This window comes from Paenibacillus sp. JDR-2 (assembly GCF_000023585.1).
In the GTDB taxonomy this organism is placed as follows: Bacteria; Bacillota; Bacilli; order Paenibacillales; family Paenibacillaceae; genus Pristimantibacillus.
In genome coordinates this window covers 3,473,032-3,489,365 of the sequence record NC_012914.1, presented here as the reverse complement: position 1 = coordinate 3,489,365, position 16,334 = coordinate 3,473,032, and the positions used below count along the sequence as shown (strand labels likewise).

At 51.6% G+C, this 16,334-nt stretch carries 12 protein-coding genes and 1 pseudogene; 3 read left to right on the top strand and 10 right to left on the bottom strand.

The window, feature by feature from the left end; genetic code table 11:
* Positions 1–7: 7 nt before the first annotated feature.
* Both PJDR2_RS15350 and PJDR2_RS15345 read right to left on the bottom strand, forming a co-directional pair.
* Positions 8–907 carry an SDR family oxidoreductase gene (locus PJDR2_RS15350; protein WP_015844623.1) on the bottom strand — a complete coding sequence of 300 codons (900 nt, stop codon included), beginning with the start codon at positions 905–907 and terminating at the stop codon, positions 8–10.
* A gap of 118 nt (positions 908–1,025) precedes the next feature.
* Entirely contained in the window at positions 1,026–1,808 is a 783-nt protein-coding gene (locus PJDR2_RS15345) for a hypothetical protein (RefSeq protein WP_015844622.1), read from the bottom strand.
* A gap of 52 nt (positions 1,809–1,860) precedes the next feature.
* On the opposite strand from PJDR2_RS15345, the pseudogene PJDR2_RS15340 reads away from it, so the two are divergent.
* Positions 1,861–1,992: pseudogene (locus PJDR2_RS15340) on the top strand (aminoglycoside 6-adenylyltransferase); the annotation flags it as partial.
* Positions 1,993–1,998: 6 nt separating this feature from the next.
* Here the strand turns inward: PJDR2_RS15340 and PJDR2_RS15335 are convergent.
* Together PJDR2_RS15335 and PJDR2_RS15330 are read right to left on the bottom strand one after the other, a co-directional pair.
* The gene (locus PJDR2_RS15335) at positions 1,999–3,384 is read right to left on the bottom strand and encodes a sensor histidine kinase (RefSeq protein WP_015844621.1); all 1,386 of its coding nucleotides are present in this window, start codon (positions 3,382–3,384) and stop codon (positions 1,999–2,001) included.
* Positions 3,377–4,027, bottom strand: coding sequence for a response regulator transcription factor (locus PJDR2_RS15330; protein ID WP_015844620.1), 651 nt, complete (start codon positions 4,025–4,027; stop codon positions 3,377–3,379). The genes PJDR2_RS15335 and PJDR2_RS15330 overlap by 8 nt, the downstream gene beginning before the upstream one ends.
* Positions 4,028–4,202: 175 nt before the next feature.
* Here PJDR2_RS15330 and PJDR2_RS15325 point away from each other — a divergent pair, with 175 nt between their 5' ends.
* Positions 4,203–6,551, top strand: coding sequence for a glycoside hydrolase (locus tag PJDR2_RS15325; RefSeq protein ID WP_015844619.1), 2,349 nt, complete (start codon positions 4,203–4,205; stop codon positions 6,549–6,551).
* A gap of 51 nt (positions 6,552–6,602) precedes the next feature.
* On the opposite strand, the gene PJDR2_RS15320 is transcribed toward PJDR2_RS15325, so the two are convergent.
* Together PJDR2_RS15320 and PJDR2_RS15315 are read right to left on the bottom strand one after the other, a co-directional pair.
* Positions 6,603–7,583, bottom strand: coding sequence for an aldo/keto reductase (locus PJDR2_RS15320; RefSeq protein WP_015844618.1), 981 nt, complete (start codon positions 7,581–7,583; stop codon positions 6,603–6,605).
* A 96-nt stretch (positions 7,584–7,679) separates the two neighbouring features.
* Positions 7,680–8,162, bottom strand: a complete 483-nt coding sequence (locus PJDR2_RS15315) for a tetratricopeptide repeat protein (RefSeq protein ID WP_041614315.1) — start codon at positions 8,160–8,162, stop codon at positions 7,680–7,682.
* A gap of 109 nt (positions 8,163–8,271) precedes the next feature.
* Between PJDR2_RS15315 and spoVB the strand changes: the two genes are divergently transcribed.
* On the top strand, positions 8,272–9,819 hold the full coding sequence (spoVB, locus tag PJDR2_RS15310) for a stage V sporulation protein B (RefSeq protein ID WP_015844616.1): 1,548 nt from the start codon (positions 8,272–8,274) through the stop codon (positions 9,817–9,819).
* Between the two features lie 96 nt (positions 9,820–9,915).
* Here spoVB and PJDR2_RS15305 read toward each other — a convergent pair whose 3' ends face one another.
* Genes PJDR2_RS15305 through PJDR2_RS31945 form a run of 4 tightly spaced genes read right to left on the bottom strand, consistent with a single transcriptional unit; the run spans position 9,916 to position 16,330 of the window.
* Complete coding sequence (locus PJDR2_RS15305; RefSeq protein WP_015844615.1) at positions 9,916–11,151, bottom strand: VWA domain-containing protein; 1,236 nt, start codon at positions 11,149–11,151, stop codon at positions 9,916–9,918.
* A gap of 3 nt (positions 11,152–11,154) precedes the next feature.
* Positions 11,155–13,494, bottom strand: coding sequence for a DUF5682 family protein (locus PJDR2_RS15300; protein WP_049790051.1), 2,340 nt, complete (start codon positions 13,492–13,494; stop codon positions 11,155–11,157).
* Entirely contained in the window at positions 13,452–14,546 is a 1,095-nt protein-coding gene (locus tag PJDR2_RS15295; protein ID WP_015844613.1) for an AAA family ATPase, read from the bottom strand. Before PJDR2_RS15295 ends, PJDR2_RS15300 begins: the two co-directional genes overlap by 43 nt.
* On the bottom strand, positions 14,522–16,330 hold the full coding sequence (locus tag PJDR2_RS31945; RefSeq protein WP_015844612.1) for a hypothetical protein: 1,809 nt from the start codon (positions 16,328–16,330) through the stop codon (positions 14,522–14,524). The genes PJDR2_RS15295 and PJDR2_RS31945 overlap by 25 nt, the downstream gene beginning before the upstream one ends.
* Positions 16,331–16,334 lie beyond the last annotated feature (4 nt).

Genomic DNA, 16,334 nt, shown 5'->3' with positions numbered 1-16,334 from the left:
ACATGGTCTATGTGACAATCGAGCCGCCATTAACGAAGTACACCTGTCCCGATATGTAGGATGAATCGTCTGATGCCAGCAGCACGTATGTTGGCGCAAGCTCAAATGGCTGCCCCGGACGTCTTAAGGGAACGTCGGTAGCGAATGTTGTTACCTCTTCTGCAGTAAATGCCGAAGGGATTAAGGGTGTCCAGGTTGGACCCGGCGCTACGGCGTTTACCCGGATCCCCTTCTCAGCCAGCTGCAACGATAATGAGCGTGTAAACGAGACGATTGCCCCTTTGGTTGCGGTATAATCGACCATATTGGCCATTCCCGAAAATGCCGTATCCGAAGTTGTATTAATTATCGTGCTTCCCGCGCAGAGATGAGGCAAGGCCGCTTTGGTCATATCGAAAAAAGAGATGATATTCGTCTGGAAAGTATTCATCAACTGTTCCCGCGTAATTTCCAGAATGCTTTTCTTATGAAACTGGACGCCATGATTGTTCACCAATATATTTAATTTTCCGAATGTCTTGATCGTTGTATCCACGACGGTCTTGCAATTCTCCTCAATCCGTAAATCGATAGGCATCATTACGCATTTTCGTCCAAGCTTGGTGATCATCTGTTTGGTTTCTTCCGCATCCCGGTGCTCATCCAGATAAGGAATAACCAGATCCGCCCCTTCCTTGGCAAAAGCAATCGCTACGGCCCGGCCGATTCCGCTGTCTCCACCGGAAATGATAGCCACCTTATCTTTAAGCTTTCCGCTTCCTTTATAATACGGATTATCCGATAAGGGGCGTGGATTCATCGGATATTCGAATCCCGGATGACGGTTCTGATGCTGCGCAGGAAATACGAGCGGCACGTTAGTGCATTGCTGCTTCCAGCCGATATAAGGATAATAGAGATAGGACATTTTTTCACCTCACCGAAATGACTTCCTATCTCCATATTATTCTTCTCCGTAGAATAGATGCCGAGCGGTAAAACTCAGCCTATTTAAAAGAAGCCGCACTTCCTGTGCGGCTTCTTGATTATTCCGATAACTTTATGACATTTTCATCCGTTTGATTGTCTTTCCATAAATCATAGGGCTTCAAATAAACAATCTCATCGGCCAAACCCGCAATATATTTTTCATCGCTTACGGGTACGATTACCGACGCACCGGATTCTCTGAGGATACCGAGTAGTTTTCTTCCAAGCTGCCCTAGAATATAAAAGAGTCCATGGGGTTCGATCCAAGGAACGCAATATAACTTTTTCTGAAAAGCATAACCAATCGCCATAGAAGCTCTCCATCGCTCGCCGCTGTTGAATTCAAGGGGACGATAAATTTTGCCCTGATAACGCTTTGGTTTGTCTAATCCGGATAACTCGAACAACCCGGCGATTTGCTCTAGGGCTAACGGGTTCCCGCTCCGCTTAAGCCCCTCTTTAATCTGATCGGCGACCGACCGAACCCTTCGTATTTGCCATGTAAGCGGACCGGGATAGGTATTGAACTTGCGATACGGAAACTCGGCAACCCCTTCGCCTACATAACAAGAAATACGTTTTAAGACATCATTGTTTACGGGGTTATCATCCAAGGTTATGATCGAGTGGGACATATCCAGACATTCCGACAACAGCTCCTCCCTTCCGGCTAGAAAATAACTGAGGAGCCAGCCTCCGCTGCCAAGGGATCCAACTAAACCATAAATTTTGCCGGGTTCAATGGTTAGATTGAAATCCCGAATGGAGTCGATCATCGAATGCTGATGGAAAATCGTTGGCGTCGAGCTGCTGTTTAAGTTCCGGATCTGGATCTTCATGGTCGTCCCCACCACCTTTTACCCGAGTTTCCCAGTCATTTCTATAATATGGATGGAGCTGTTCCCGGCGGAACTTGGCAATTGGTTCTCTTATATCATTCTATTTGAGGATGGGAATAAGCTAGACCTCACATTAATTCCCATTAACGAGATCGAGGAGTATTTTGCCAAAAGCGATGGCTTAGGAGATTTATAACTCCATCACGCTCAATGAAAAATAAAACTCCACCCTTCCATCCTGCGCCACATGCCCGTAATTCGCATGATGCTTCCGCAGTATGGATGCGGTGATGGATAGACCAAGTCCTGTGCCGCTTAATTGTTTGCTGCGGGATTCTTCCAAGACGAAGAAAGGCTCCCATACCTGCCCCCACTTCGCTTCCTGGCTTGTATCCGCTTCATTCAAAATGCTGAAATGAACGGCGGACGATTGGACTTCCGCGGCAACGCGGACCCACTCCCCTTCGGCATATTTCAATGCATTGGAGAGCAGATTGCGCAGAACGGATTCGAGCTTGCGGTTGTCTGCCATGACCCAAGCTTCGCCTGGAAGCTTGTCGTCCACGATCAGCTCCATATTCTTATGACGAAAGGCTGCGCGGTAATCATCAATCGTTGTTGTCAGCAGCCGGCGGAACTCTGTTGGCATAAGCTCGTAAACTTCCGTCTGCAGCCTAGACAGCTCGAGCAGTTGATCAATCATTCCTGCCATATGCTTCGTTTGGCGTCCGATGACTTCGGCGTACGTTCCATCGTCAAGACCGTCCTGAATACCCGCCGCATAGGCTTGAATCAAGGACAGCGGAGTTTTAAGCTCATGCGAGATATCGGCTATAAACGTCCGCAGATTCGCGTTTCTTGCCTCCAGCGACTGCTGGGAAGCTTTCAGCTTATCGCTCATTCGGTTAATGCTGCCTGCCAATGATTCAATCTCATCCCCTGTCCGGATATTCGCATGGGTGAAGGATAAATCGGCAATAGACCTAGCCGTATCGTTCAGCTTCTCCAGCGGCTTCACGATCCTTGCCGTATACAAGGCTGACAGGATGATCAACAGCAGCAGCATACTTGCCCAAATATACAGATTAAACCGGTTCACAATCCCAATCGTCTCCTTTGAATAGGAGATCGACTCTCCAACCGCCAGCACGTTGCCGCCGGACGGCAGGAAATTAACAAGGAAGCTGGACTTCAGCTTAGCTTGATCATATAGCTTGTTTACCCGCTTGCCCTCTCGCAGCAGGGCGACATTTTCTTCGCTTAACCAGAACTTGCTTAACGTGATTCCCTTCCGGTTCAATTGCCGCAAAATCTGGTCGTTTAAGTCATCCGCGTTCTGAGTCATGCTCGTATAGACAATCGTTACGCCCCTCGTCTGCTCCAGCTTCTGGACCAGCGAGTCCAGCGCATTAGCGGGCACGCTAGACAGCTCGGCAGTCAGGGACGCCAGCTTCTCTTTCTTCTGATATAAAAAATATTTCGGCAAAAAATAAGTATTCATCGCAAAAGTCAAAATAAATACCGTGACGAGAGTCAGCGTAATACGGGTAATCAGCTTATAGCTGAGCTTACTCATCCGGATGCTCCTCCAGACTATATCCTAAGCCCCTGAACGTCTTAATCCGGGTCTCCCCGATTTTCTCCCGCAGCCTGCGGATATGGGTATCCACAGTCCGGTCGTCTCCGTAGTAGTCGAATCCCCATACCTGATCCAGCAGCATTTTCCTGGGTACGATCTGACCCTTATTTTGGATGAGATACTTCATTAACTGGAACTCCTTCGAAGTAGCCTGCACATCGCTTCCGTCACGGTATATTTTCTGAGCCTCCATATCCACCACCAGATCGCCTGACCGCAGCTGAGAGGCCCAATTCAACAATTTACAAGCACGGGCAATCAGCACTCTTGGATCAAACGGCTTCCGCACATAATCGTCCGCGCCGGCATTTAGGGCGTAAAGTTCGTCTTCCGGTTCGCCTTTGGCCGTCAGGAGCAGCACCTTGGTCCGGCTGACCTTCTTGATTTCCTTGCATACCTCTACCCCGCTCACCTTCGGCATCATCCAGTCCAATACGGCAAGATCCACCTGATGCTCGTAAAACATCTCCAGCGCTTCTTCGCCATCCCCGGCTGTCAGCACGTTAAATCCCTCTTTAATAAAATAGCTTTTTAAAATTTGCAGCATCATCGGCTCGTCATCGGCCAGCAGCAAGTACATACGTCACCCACTCTCCAAATATCAGTCTTGCCCATTCATCGGCTTTGTTTTCTACTATATAAAAATCACGTGACGCGAATGTGACGAACCGCCTCGATTGAATTTGGCACATTGCTGTAACATTCGTTCCTTAGACTAACCTCGATTTCGCAAATCAGAAATGGAGGAATAAAGCATGAAATCAAAATTTACGTGGATGGTTACCACTACCGTGTTAACCGCGCTATTAACCGGTTGCGCCAACGGCAGCAACAACCAGACTTCGCCAGCGGAAACCGGGACGCTAGTGCCGATTCAGCAAGCATCGCTCCCTGCAGGCGAACCGTTTGAGTTCGAAGTTGATCCCGCTACCTTTGCGCTTACCATTATCAAGGACGGAGTAAGAGAACAAGCATCTCTGCCGCAGCCAAAGTCGAAGGTAACGAATTGGATCAAGAAAGACAACTCGGTATCCTGGACCTATCCGGGCATGATGAATATCTCGGTTACCAAGAAGGACAATTATCTCGATATCCAACTGGAATCCATCGGTGCCGAATCCTTCGAGTGGCCAATTGTTCAAGCGGACAGCTACATGCTGCCGTTCGGAGAAGGCAAGCGAATTCCCGCGGATGACAAGGATTGGCAAACCTTTCTCCACGATCAGACTTATACGTTCAGCGAGTCGTTCTCAATGGACTTTTTCGCATTAAATAATAAATCGTTCTCCATGGTTTATCTGGTCAATAACAAATTTAACGACGAGTTTCACTTCGACACGGATCCATCGGTGCAAATGCAATTTACGCATGAATTTCCTTCGATTAACCCGGACAAAAGCTATGGCTTCCGCCTTTATGTAACAGGCAATGACCCTCAGCAGATCGTTCAACCCTATAAAAACAAAATAATAGAGAGCGGCAACTTCGTTACCCTGGAACAGAAAGCCGATCAAAATCCGAATATCCGGAAGCTTTACGGAGCACCGCAAATTTACTTGTGGAGTCCCAATATTTTGACCGAAGAGAATGTAAATTGGCCGAAAATGAGAACCGTGCTGAACGGCAAGCTTGGATCGTGGCTTAAGCATCTGATGGATGAAACCGCGGACGGCGGCAGCGAGCTCGCAGATACGCTTATGCAGGTGTCCGGCCAGGATTATATGGATAATTATCAGAAAAAGGTTGTGCTAAGCGCGCTTAATCAGGCTGTCCGAATGAAAGACTTCTATTCTGCCGAGATGTTCCCGGATACGGGCAAGGAAGCAACCGCCCTTATTCAACAAGGCTTGTCCAGCCTAAGCGAACAAAAGCTGTATGAGCTAAACAAGCTGCTGTTAAAAGACATCCTAGGTGACGCGGCAGCCGATTTAAAAGACTGGGGTCAAGCCGGCTCGACCGAACTGATCAAATCTATGCATGACTCCGGTATCGATAAAGCCTGGATTGGTCTCTCGAACTGGGCGGATGGCTTGATTAATCCGGAAATGGTGAACGAAGCGGCAAGCGACGGTTATCTTATTGCCCCTTACGATTCCTACCATTCGATTCAGGAGAAGCCGGATCCATCCTGGAATACGGCTTCCTTCCCGGATTCAGCTCTCTATGAGGAAGCTACCATTACCCGGAAAGACGGCTCGAAGATAGCCGGTTTCCTTAACCGGGGCCGTAAACTTAATCCTACATTAGCTTTGCCTAGTGTCAAGCAGCGCGCCGAGAGTATTCTGAAGGAAGGGATTTCCTTTAATTCCTGGTTTGTCGACTGCGATGCGACGGGTGAAATCTTTGACGATTACTCCCCTGCCCATCTGACGACGCAGGCGCAGGATCTTGACGCGCGGCTTCAAAGGCTTAATTATTATGCGAAAGACAAGCAAATGGTCGTTGGCTCCGAAGGCGGCAACGACTACGCCAGCGGTGTCATCGCGTACGCGCAAGGGATAGAAAGTCCGATTATTGCCTGGGGAGATCCCGATATGCGCGATAACAAAGACAGCGAATATTACGTTGGCGGTTATTATGCCATGTCGGGGATTCCGGAACGTTACAGCAAAGCCGTGCCGGTAAAACCGTTGTACGATAAAGTGTATCTGGACCCTACCTACTCTCTGCCCCTCTACAAGCTGGTTTACAACAATTCCGTTATTACAACTAATCATTGGGAATGGGGCAGTTACAAAATCAAAGGAGCCGAAGCGGAACGGATGCTGTATGAGCTTTTATACAACGCTCCTCCTTTGTACCATTTGGACGAAGCGGCATGGAAACAGCAGCAAGCCAGCATTACCGGCTTCCTGAAGGTATGGTCTCCGTTCCACAGCATGGCCGTAATGCAAGAGATGACGAAATTCTCGGTATTGTCCGATGACCGACTCGTGCAAAGCGCCGAATACGGCGGTCAATTAAAGGTTACCGTCAATTTCTCTGACAAAGATTTCACCGCGGATGGTCAAACGGTAAAAGCCAAATCGGCCGTTATTACCGAAGACGGAAAAACTACGGTTTTTGACGCGCAGGCCAATGCAAAGCTGCTAACGGCAAAATAATTACGCAAAAAAGCTGGCTCCGATTAGGAACCAGCTTTTTCTCCTTTACACTTACAAGGCACCAACAACGCGGTGCGGAACATACTGTTCCTCCAGGTATTTAACCTCGTCCGGCGTTAGCGTAAGCTCGATCGATCCGATTGTTTCCTCAAGTTGAGCCATGCTTGTTACGCCGATAATCGGCGCCGTTACCTGCTCTTTTTGCAGCAGCCAGGCCAAGGCAACCTGTACGCGGGGAACGCCGCGTTGCTCCGCAATCTCCGCAACCCGCTCGGCGATAACGCGATCCTGCTCGGCGAATGCGTCGTATTTCATTTTTTGCGCCTGATCGGTTTCGGAACGATGCGTAACGGTATCCCAGTCGCGGACCAATCTGCCGGAAGCAAGAGGACTGTACGGAATCGCGCCAATCTTCTCCTCTTTGAGCAGAGGCATCATCTCGCGTTCTTCCTCCCGGTACATGAGGTTAAGATGATTCTGCATCGCGACAAAGCGGGTCCAGCCGTTCTGCTCCGCCACATGCAGCGCCTTCTGGAACTGCCACGCGTACATAGCGGAAGCCCCTATGTATCTTGCTTTGCCTGCTTTCACCACGTCATGCAAGGCTTCCATCGTCTCTTCAATCGGGGTATTGTAGTCCCAGCGGTGTATCTGGTACAAATCCACATAGTCTGTTCCCAATCGCTTCAGGCTGTTATCGATTTCGTTCATAATCGCTTTCCGGGAAAGCCCCGCGCCGTTTGGGCCAGGCTGCATGCGGAAGAATACCTTCGATGCAATGACGACTTCATCCCGGTTAGCGTAATCCTTCAAGGCGCGACCGACGATTTCTTCGCTTGCTCCGGTCGAATAAATATTTGCGGTATCAAAGAAGTTAATTCCCAAATCCAAAGCTTTCTTAATAATCGGGCGGCTGTTTTCTTCATCAAGAATCCATGGATGATTCCAACGCTCCACCTCACCAAAGCTCATGCAGCCAAGACAAAGGCGGGAAACATCCAATCCTGTATTTCCTAATTTCACGTATTCCATCCATATCCCCTGCTTTCCTTTTAGTCGATCCTATTATCTCACCTGGAGTTAACTCCAAGTCAAGGCTCGTCTTGCAAAAATCCGCATTAGTATTCCCTAATCCCACCTCTGGTCTAATTTATCCGCATAGAAGAGCAAAGCTTTTCGATAGGATTGAATGCCTTGATCCCCACTCGTCTCGGCTAGTTGGTTCAGCAAGATTTCCATAGCCGCGCTATGCTCCTCAAGGTTATAAAGCACCATCGCATAAAAGACCTGAAACTCCCGATTATCCGGATATTCTTCTATTGCTTCCCGAAAAACAGACCGCGCTTCGGCATACATTCCCAATGTACGGTAAGTGCTGCCCAGTCCCAAATAAGCACCTTGCCGGTCCTCGCCGCTAAGGCCAAGCTCTATTGATTTTTGATAAAAAGGTACGGCTTCCCTCTCGAGTCCCATCGAATCATGCACCCATGCGCATTGATACCAGACGGATGGATTGCCGGGATATCGTTCAACTAATGCCAGCAGCATGGATCTGGATTCTTCTAATTGTCCCGCCTCTCTAAGTTGGACTGCGATTTCCAATTCATTCACGGTTAATACTCCTTCCAAAAAAGCCTCCCAACATGCAAGAAGCTTGTTCGCATGCTTTTCCAAACGGTGAATACACTTAAGTATTCAAGCGTTTTTCCGGGAGGAAAGTATGGCACATCCTAAATCGTCATTCGTAAAAGGTACGTTAGTCTTATCGGCCGCCGCATTCATTAACCGGATACTCGGCTTTATCAGCGGCATGTACATCGCCCGCGCGCTTGGCGCGGAAGGCATTGGTCTTCTAATGATGGCGCATCCGCTTGTTCCGCTGGTCATTACGATTACGGAGCTGGGACTTCCCGTTGCCATCTCCAAGCTGGTCGCTGAAGCCAATGAGCAAGGCGACCGCGCAAAGATCAGGCGGATTCTGAATGTCTCACTTGCGATCACATCCGTACTCAGCATATCGCTGACGACCTTCTCGCTTATTTTTTCGGAGTGGATTTCATCGATTCTGTTAAGCGACCAGCGAGCTTATCTAGCGATGCTCGCAATCACGCCAATTGCTCCGATTGTAGCGATCTCCGCCGTCTTGAAAGGCTATTTCCGCGGCATGCAGCAGATGAAGGCTATCGCCGCATCCGATGTTCTTGAGCATACGGTGCAAATCGCCTGCGTATTGGCGCTTGTCCACTTGCTTCTGCCTTATGGCGTAGCCTATGCGGCGGCAGGCGCTATGGCCGCTTCCGTGATTAGCGAGATGATCAGTCTTCTCTTTCTTGCTGCCAGCTATAAGCTTTACGGCGAGCGGAGAGCCGCGGGGGAAACGTGGAGGAACCATCTCAAGCACGGTAGAAGCACGCTTAACGAGCTGCTTAACCTAGGAATGCCAACGGCAGGTCAAGGCGTTATTCATTCGTTATACAGCGCATTTCAGCCTTTGCTTATTACTACCAGTCTAGCAATGGCAGGTATCGGCACGGCTATGGCGACCAAGCAGTTTGGTTTGCTGGCTGGTTACACATTCCCCTTGCTGTTTATGCCCAGCTTTATAACCAATTCTCTCTCAACCGCGCTAGTTCCTGCCATTAGCGAAGCGGCGGTCAGCAAGAATACGCTGCTCATTCATGAGCGGATGAACCAGGCGATGATTGTTGGCCTCCTAATCGGCGCGCCGGCAACCGTTATTTTATTTCAGTGGGCAACGCCATTAACCTCCGTTATTTACGGGGCTCCCGATGCGGGGATGCTGCTGCAGATCCTGGCTCCCATGTTCTTCTTCCATTATTTTGACGCGCCGCTGCATGCCATTCTTCTGGGGCTTGGCCGGACAAATGCCGCATTATGGAACTTTATCATTTCCACGGCGTTCAAAGCGGTCTCCATCTTTGTATTCGGCAGCCAATTCGGCATTGTTGGGGTTGCGTTTGGTATCGGCATTGGCATGGTTCTGCAGATGATGCTTAATTTCTTCTCCATCTCCAGCTCGATCGGCTTCTATTGGCCCGTACAGCCTTATATTAAGGTAGGCTTTTGCATGGTGCTCATGGCGCTCTTCGGCCGCTGGTCCATGGCTTTCTTCACCTACGAAGGCTGGTCGATGTTATGGAGCATGGTAGCCTCCATTGTCATCTCCACTCTCTTCTATTTCATAACTCTTATGCTGACGAACACCATTAATTGGAGAAGCTTTCGGCGTGCGATTCCGCTGCCTTAAACAAATTAGTTACCGTAACTTTTATTATGTAAACTGTTAAAATTGACATAAAAAAGCCTGCAGTCGAGCTGCAGGCTTTTTTGTCTTCGTATATAATTATTTTCCTTTTGCGGTCTGCCCCATCCGATCGGCTAGCTGCTGAAGGTCCATTCCCTTCAAAGCGCCCTCGATCAACTCCGCCAATTTATCCGGCGTGCAGCCAAAACAAGGAATGCCGTATTGCGCCAGCTTTTTTGCGACCGATTCGTCATAGGACGGTACTCCGTCATCCGACAGGGCGAGCAGACAGACGGTTTTTACGCCGGACTCATGCATCTCCTTCAGCCGCCTGATCATCTCGGTCCGGTTGCCGCCCTCATACAGGTCGGAGACTAGGATAAAGATCGTTTTTTTCGGTTCGGTTATAAACGGCTCGCAATATTGGAGCGACTTATTGATATCGGTCCCGCCGCCAAGCTGAATGCCGAACAGCATATCCACCGGATCGCTCGCGCACTGCTCGCTCAGATCCACCACCTCGGTATCGAAGGCAACCACCTTTGTCTCCAAAGACGGCATACTCGCAAAGATGGAACCCACAAGCGACGCATAGATGACGGAATTCGCCATCGAGCCGCTTTGGTCGATATCGAGAATGACGGTCCATTCCTTGCTTTTCCGCGCGCGGTCGAAGAAATAGACCTTCTCCGGGATAAGCAGCCGGCGCTCCTGATCATAATGCTTCAGGTTCTTTCGGATCGTTGCTCCCCAGTCAAGTCCGCTTAAGGAAGGCAGCGGAGAGTGCTGCCTCCGGTTCAAAGCGCCGGTAACCGCACGGGTAAGATCCTGCTCGAGGCGCTTCATGATATCGTCCACGACTTCCCTCACGAGTGCCCGCGCGGTCTCTTTGGTACGCTCAGGAATTTGACCGCGAAGCGTCATTAAGGTGGCGACCATCCCGATATCGGGCTTAACCTGGGACAGCAGCTCCGGTTCGAATAGCAGCTGGGTAAGTCCTTTACGTTCTACGGCATCGGCCTGTATGACGGATACCACATCCGGTGGAAAAAAGTGCCTTACGTCGCCAAGCCATTTGGCTAACTTGGGAGACGATGTTCCCAGACCGGCAGATCGGGATCCGGAAGTATTGCCGTTACCCTGGCCGTTAAGCCCGGCTCCCGAACCCGTCCCTTCCCCTTCATAAATAGCCGCCAGGGCTTCATCCATCAGCAGATCCTCATCGCTTAATAGAGGTCTTCCTTGCGGACCGCCTGCTCCCTGCAGCTTGTGTTCGGCGGAAGCTCCTAATATAAGCCTCCAGCGTCTGACTTGTTCCGGATCCAATGTCGTCATAGGCTATATATCTCCAAAGTCAAAGTCGTTAAGTTCATCCAGCTGCTCCTTCTCGTCGTCGTTAAGCGGACGTTGAAGGGCTTCGCCGGTTGGTTCCGCCCCGCTTCCCCACAAATCGCCCAGCAGCTCGGCAATCGCCGCTTTCTCCCTAGGTTCGAAGCCGCCGAAGGCGCGCCGCAGAAACACCAGCGAGCGCTTGAACGGCTCTTCCTCCAGCGAATTTACGTATTCATCCAGCTGACGCCATAAATAATCTCTCGACAATAACGCGTAACGGTTGCGCATCGACATGCCTTCGAACCAGCCGGAACCAATGTCCGCGGGAATACCGGGCGACAGACGTCGCGATACTTCCCTCGCGCAATCCTCTTCGCCGGCTTCATTCTTCTCGAGTACGATCGCAAACGCGAAGCCGGACAGCTTCGCGTTGCGGTCATCCCGGGCCGCAAGCTCCTTCAGCTTATTCATCCACAGCGCCCCGTCCACGAGCTGGTAATGCTCTTCTGCCGCCGCATCCATCGCTTGAATAGAGGTAACCATTGCTGCCGCCGCATCGTCGTTGCAGGCTGCGGCATCCTGCAGCATAAGGGTACCTCGCAAGAACAGCTGCTGCATAATGGGCACCAAAGTCTCCGTCTCGATCCTGCGGATGGAGCCATACTGCAGCAGGACGGACAATTCTTGCACCGTCTCGGCAATTTGCTCGAAGCTTCCGGCATCAACGGCTAGGCGCTGCAAAGCACCGGTCGCCTGCCCCATTACCTGCGGCAGCCCGCATTCGCAGGATTTGCGGATCAGCTTGGCTGCCTCGGCGATGTTCGTGCAGGCCAGCAGCTCTTCATGAATAACATAAGCTGCTGCAAGCTCGACCGTCTCGCCTTTTAGGGTAGATTCAACCGTCTCAATCTCGGCTTCCGGCGACCACTGCAGCACCCAATGCTCCGCCCAGGTCGCGTCCGTCTGACTAACCCGCTGCTTGCGGGCAAAGCGGATTCCCAGCACGGCAAGCCGGTGCAGGAAAACCGAACGGTTCAAATCAAGGAATGCGGATTCCTCGGATTTCACCCGCCTGTTTTCCCTCAGATCCAGCTCCAGGCCAGCGGCAACTAGCGACTTGTATTTGTCCAGCTTCAGCCGTTTGAGCTCGCGGTTCAAATCATCCTGTACGGGTGTCTGGCTTACGCCTTCCGGCAAGCTGCCGATTACCGTTCCGATATCCACTCTAGCAAGCGCTTCTGCGACGGATGAAAATTCCCCAAAGCCGAAAAGCACGGTGGCCGCGTCCCGCAAGTCCTTCCATGTCGGCAACACGCCGTCATGCATAAATGCCAGAGCATCCGCCATTCTCACTGCCTCAATGACCGAAGCCGTTGAACGCCATGTTCCTTGCTCCCGCATTTGCATGGCAACGGATGACAGATATAAGGCCGGCAATTCCTTCATCTTCCCTTGCTTCATGCATTGCCACAGCAGCGAATAGTAGGCTGGCGCCTGATTCCCCGCCCCATAGCCGGAATGCGAAGATAATTTATAGTAGGAATAAGGCATTAACGTCATCTTGGACGGTACGCGAGGCAGCTTCTTGATCTCGGCATCCGTCATCGCCGGCAGCTCTAAAGTGAGAGCCGAAGTATGATGAGCGCCGCTGACCACTACGATCTTATCCGGCTCATGACCGGCCTTAATCGTATCTTGAATTTTTCGGCGCATGAAGGCTTCACGAATCTCGTTATAAGCGTAACCACGCGGTGTCAATTTCTGTTCGTCCTGATCCGTTAGCTCCCGCATCTCCTGCGCATAGGTTCGGATCGCGCTTCGATAGCTATCCGGCTGCAGACGATGTTCGAAATGCCGTTCCCAATACGCTTCATAATCCGGTTCGCCTGACAACTCGGCAATTCTGCTATAGAGATCCGCGGGAGTCTCGGCTTCCTGAACGCTGCCATCCGACAAATCCGGTGCCGTATCCCTTCTCGCGTCGGCAAGGGCAAGGGATACCTCCGTCGGCAGATCGATAAATTCCGATTGGCAATTATGGTTTCTAGCCCACAGCAGAGCCTGATATTCCGGGGAATAGTCGGCGAACGGGTACAAAAGCGTACGTACGGGCAGACGGTCCGTATAGGCAAGCATCGCCACCGGCGGAACAACGCCGCGGGCGGTCAATTGCTCGGCCAGAATACCCGCGTCGCTAGGACCCTCGATTAATACCGCGGTCGGCTTCAACTCCCCGAGCAGGGCGAGGAGATGATAGGAGCCTGCCGGCGACAAGTGCCTGATGCCGAAATAATGCGGTCCGCTCAACCGTTCATCTCCGCGCACGCGTTGTACAGGCTTCGCCATGACGCCCCCCGTTTTTTCATCACGTTATCGAGATATTCCTTCCACACCTGCTGATCCTTCGCATCATCCTTCACGATTGCCCCTTGCAGCCCGGCTGCGATATCCTCGTCGGTCAGTTCACCGGTGCCGAAGCTTCCGGCAAGCGCCATGCTGCCTGTAAGCAGCGAGATCGCTTCCGCCGTCGAAATTACGCCACTTGGCGACTTCACCTTCTCTTTGCCGTCAAGCGTCAGGCCGCCGCGAAGCTCGCGGAAAATCGTCACGACCTTGCGAATCGCTTCGTCATCCGGCTGCGCGGCGCGCAGCTCGTAGTTGGCGGATATTTCGCTTACCCGGCGGCGCACGATATCGATTTCGGTATCCAGGCTTGAAGGTGCCGGAAGCACCAAAATATTGAAACGACGCTTTAAGGCAGCCGACATCTCGTTTACGCCGCGGTCCCTTGTATTTGCCGTGGCTATAATGGAGAAGCCGCGTTCAGCGGGGACTTCCCTGCCAAGCTCGGGAATGGCTATTGTCTTCTCCGACAGGATAGAAATCAAAGCATCCTGCACTTCGGAAGCACAGCGGGAAATCTCTTCAAAGCGTGCGATTCCTCCGCCTTCCATGGCACGCAGAATCGGGCTTCGGATCAAGGCTTGATCTGACGGACCTTGAGCAAGCAGAAGCGCATAGTTCCAGGAATACCGGACATGCTCCTCGCTTGTGCCTGCCGTTCCTTGCACAACCTTGGACGAATCGCCGTGAATGGCGGCAGTCAGATTTTCAGACAGCCAGGATTTTGCCGTCCCCGGCTCGCCGATCAAGAGCAACGCCCGGTCCGTCAAAAGAGTAGCAATCGCCATTTCGACCAGACGTTTATTGCCGATATATTTCGGAGTAATCGGGGTCTTCCCGGCCTGGCCGCCGGTAATGAAGGTAAGTACCGCTTTGGGAGAAAGCTGCCAGCCGGCAGGCTTTTCGTTATTTTTATCGGCCGCCTTCAGCGCTTCCAGCTCATGCGCATACAGCTGCTCCGCCGGTAATCTTAATACGTTTTGTTTTTGATCCATGCCCATACTCCTTTTCCACTCTCCCCTGCCTGATCATCCGGCATTGCTTCCAATGCCTCAATAATCTCCAGCAATTCATTTTTAACCGATTCGTACGTAAGGGCTTCCGCAAAAGCGCGCAGTCGAGGCGCATAAGCCTTCGGCATCGAGGCGAAAAGCTGCTTCATCCGCCAATCTATGTAATAGAAGCTGCGGGAGGTTTTGTTCTCAAGCAGTCCCATGAACAACTCTGGTGCTTCCTTGAAGCCAATGCGGAATAACGTCAGCAGTACATTCTGCGTCCGGTAATCGTTTACTCTTGAACCGTCCTTCAGCTTAGATACAAGATAAGACGACACTTCCCGGTCATTCTGATGCGTAAATACGCAGACCAGATCCGTCAAATCCTGAGCGGCGAGTGCTTTGACCCAACGCCGATCCCAAGCTTCTTCCGGAACGGCTTCGGCACGTTCGTCGCTGCCTGCCAGCTGTTCGTGAACGATTTGCTGAATTGCTTGCTGCAGCAGCTTTGCGGGCGCCGAACGTCCCTTGATGGCATCCGCATACCGGTCGAAGAGCTCTGCCGGAGACAATTGTCTAAAGGCAGCGCGGAAGCTGTATCCGATAAATTTGCCTTTATAGGCGGAATGAAGACCAATCGCGAACCGGTCAGACGGTTCCGATTCCAGCGCCAGCAGAAGTTCTGCCGCCGTGTCCTGCACGCCCCCCGCGTCGGCGGTCATAAATTCATCGGTTGCCATCAGTCTGCCGAGCATCGGGAAGGCTGCCTCGGCGAGCTCATGCGCATGGCTATTCAAGCAGCGCAGATCGGTATAGAGCTGCTGCAGTGCCGCTTCTTTCGCCTTGCCTTCGCCTGCTGAATAACGGTCCAGCTGTTCCTCCGCGTGTGCGATGATTCGCTTATGAAGCGTAAGCGCCGTACACTTGCGGATCGGGTAGATAACAAGCTCTGCGTCCTTGGAAGTGACGGCTTCTAACAAGCGGTCCTGGCAAGGAATGGATGCAAGCCTCGCAAGAGCGTAATAAGCAGCTTCGCGGACTTCTTTCCTTTTTTCCCGGCTTTGCTCAAGCAGGAAGCCCTCTTGACCTTCGTAGCCGCTGAGCAGTTCGATAGCCGCAATCTTCAATTCAGGCGCGCCCGACACGCCGGCTTCTTGAACAAGCCCCAGCGAGGATTCGCCTTGCAGGAGATGAAGCAGCTGAAGACGTCTTGCATCCCCTTTGCCGCCTTGCAGATTTAGCTGGCTCTGAAGTAAAGGAACAGCCGCTTGACCGAACTCCGGCAGTATTTTCTGCTGAATGAACTCCGGAATTTCGGAATAAACATCGTCTAGCGCGCTGCACAAAGCGGGCAGTGCCCGAAGATCCAGGAAACTCCTGTCCTCGTAAGCCTGACGGATCTGCTCCAGTCTGCCCGAGCCCTTCGTCGTTAAGGCCTCCAGCAGCGGATGCAATCTACGGAAGGTTACCTCCGTGGGAAGCGACAGTCCTACGCTGTCCACAGGCTGCGTCTCTCCCGCAATATCGGTCTTGCCCTGCGTATGCAGGACTGCGCTAAGCAGCGTGGCCAGCTCTAGCAGCTTCGAAGCGCTTTCGGCACGCGGAGCTTGAATAAGACCCTCCGTTGTATCTGCCAACCGTTTGAATACGGGTGCGGCTTCCCCGGCTTTTTGCAAGGAAGACAGCAGCTTCGATAACCGGATATCCCCCTCGGCCAGGGTGCTGCCGGCAATAAATAATCTTCGAACCTCAACTTGCAGGTCAAGCAACAGATCTACACTCATGGAA

What these genes read in the sequence shown, in the direction of transcription:
- PJDR2_RS15350 (WP_015844623.1), bottom strand. Translation starts at nt 907, where the DNA reads ATGTCCTATCTCTATTATCCTTATATCGGCTGGAAGCAGCAATGCACT.
- PJDR2_RS15345 (WP_015844622.1), bottom strand. Translation starts at nt 1,808, where the DNA reads ATGAAGATCCAGATCCGGAACTTAAACAGCAGCTCGACGCCAACGATT.
- PJDR2_RS15335 (WP_015844621.1), bottom strand. Translation starts at nt 3,384, where the DNA reads ATGAGTAAGCTCAGCTATAAGCTGATTACCCGTATTACGCTGACTCTC.
- PJDR2_RS15330 (WP_015844620.1), bottom strand. Translation starts at nt 4,027, where the DNA reads ATGTACTTGCTGCTGGCCGATGACGAGCCGATGATGCTGCAAATTTTA.
- PJDR2_RS15325 (WP_015844619.1), top strand. Translation starts at nt 4,203, where the DNA reads ATGAAATCAAAATTTACGTGGATGGTTACCACTACCGTGTTAACCGCG.
- PJDR2_RS15320 (WP_015844618.1), bottom strand. Translation starts at nt 7,583, where the DNA reads ATGGAATACGTGAAATTAGGAAATACAGGATTGGATGTTTCCCGCCTT.
- spoVB (WP_015844616.1), top strand. Translation starts at nt 8,272, where the DNA reads ATGGCACATCCTAAATCGTCATTCGTAAAAGGTACGTTAGTCTTATCG.
- PJDR2_RS15305 (WP_015844615.1), bottom strand. Translation starts at nt 11,151, where the DNA reads ATGACGACATTGGATCCGGAACAAGTCAGACGCTGGAGGCTTATATTA.
- PJDR2_RS15300 (WP_049790051.1), bottom strand. Translation starts at nt 13,494, where the DNA reads ATGGCGAAGCCTGTACAACGCGTGCGCGGAGATGAACGGTTGAGCGGA.
- PJDR2_RS15295 (WP_015844613.1), bottom strand. Translation starts at nt 14,546, where the DNA reads ATGGATCAAAAACAAAACGTATTAAGATTACCGGCGGAGCAGCTGTAT.
- PJDR2_RS31945 (WP_015844612.1), bottom strand. Translation starts at nt 16,330, where the DNA reads ATGAGTGTAGATCTGTTGCTTGACCTGCAAGTTGAGGTTCGAAGATTA.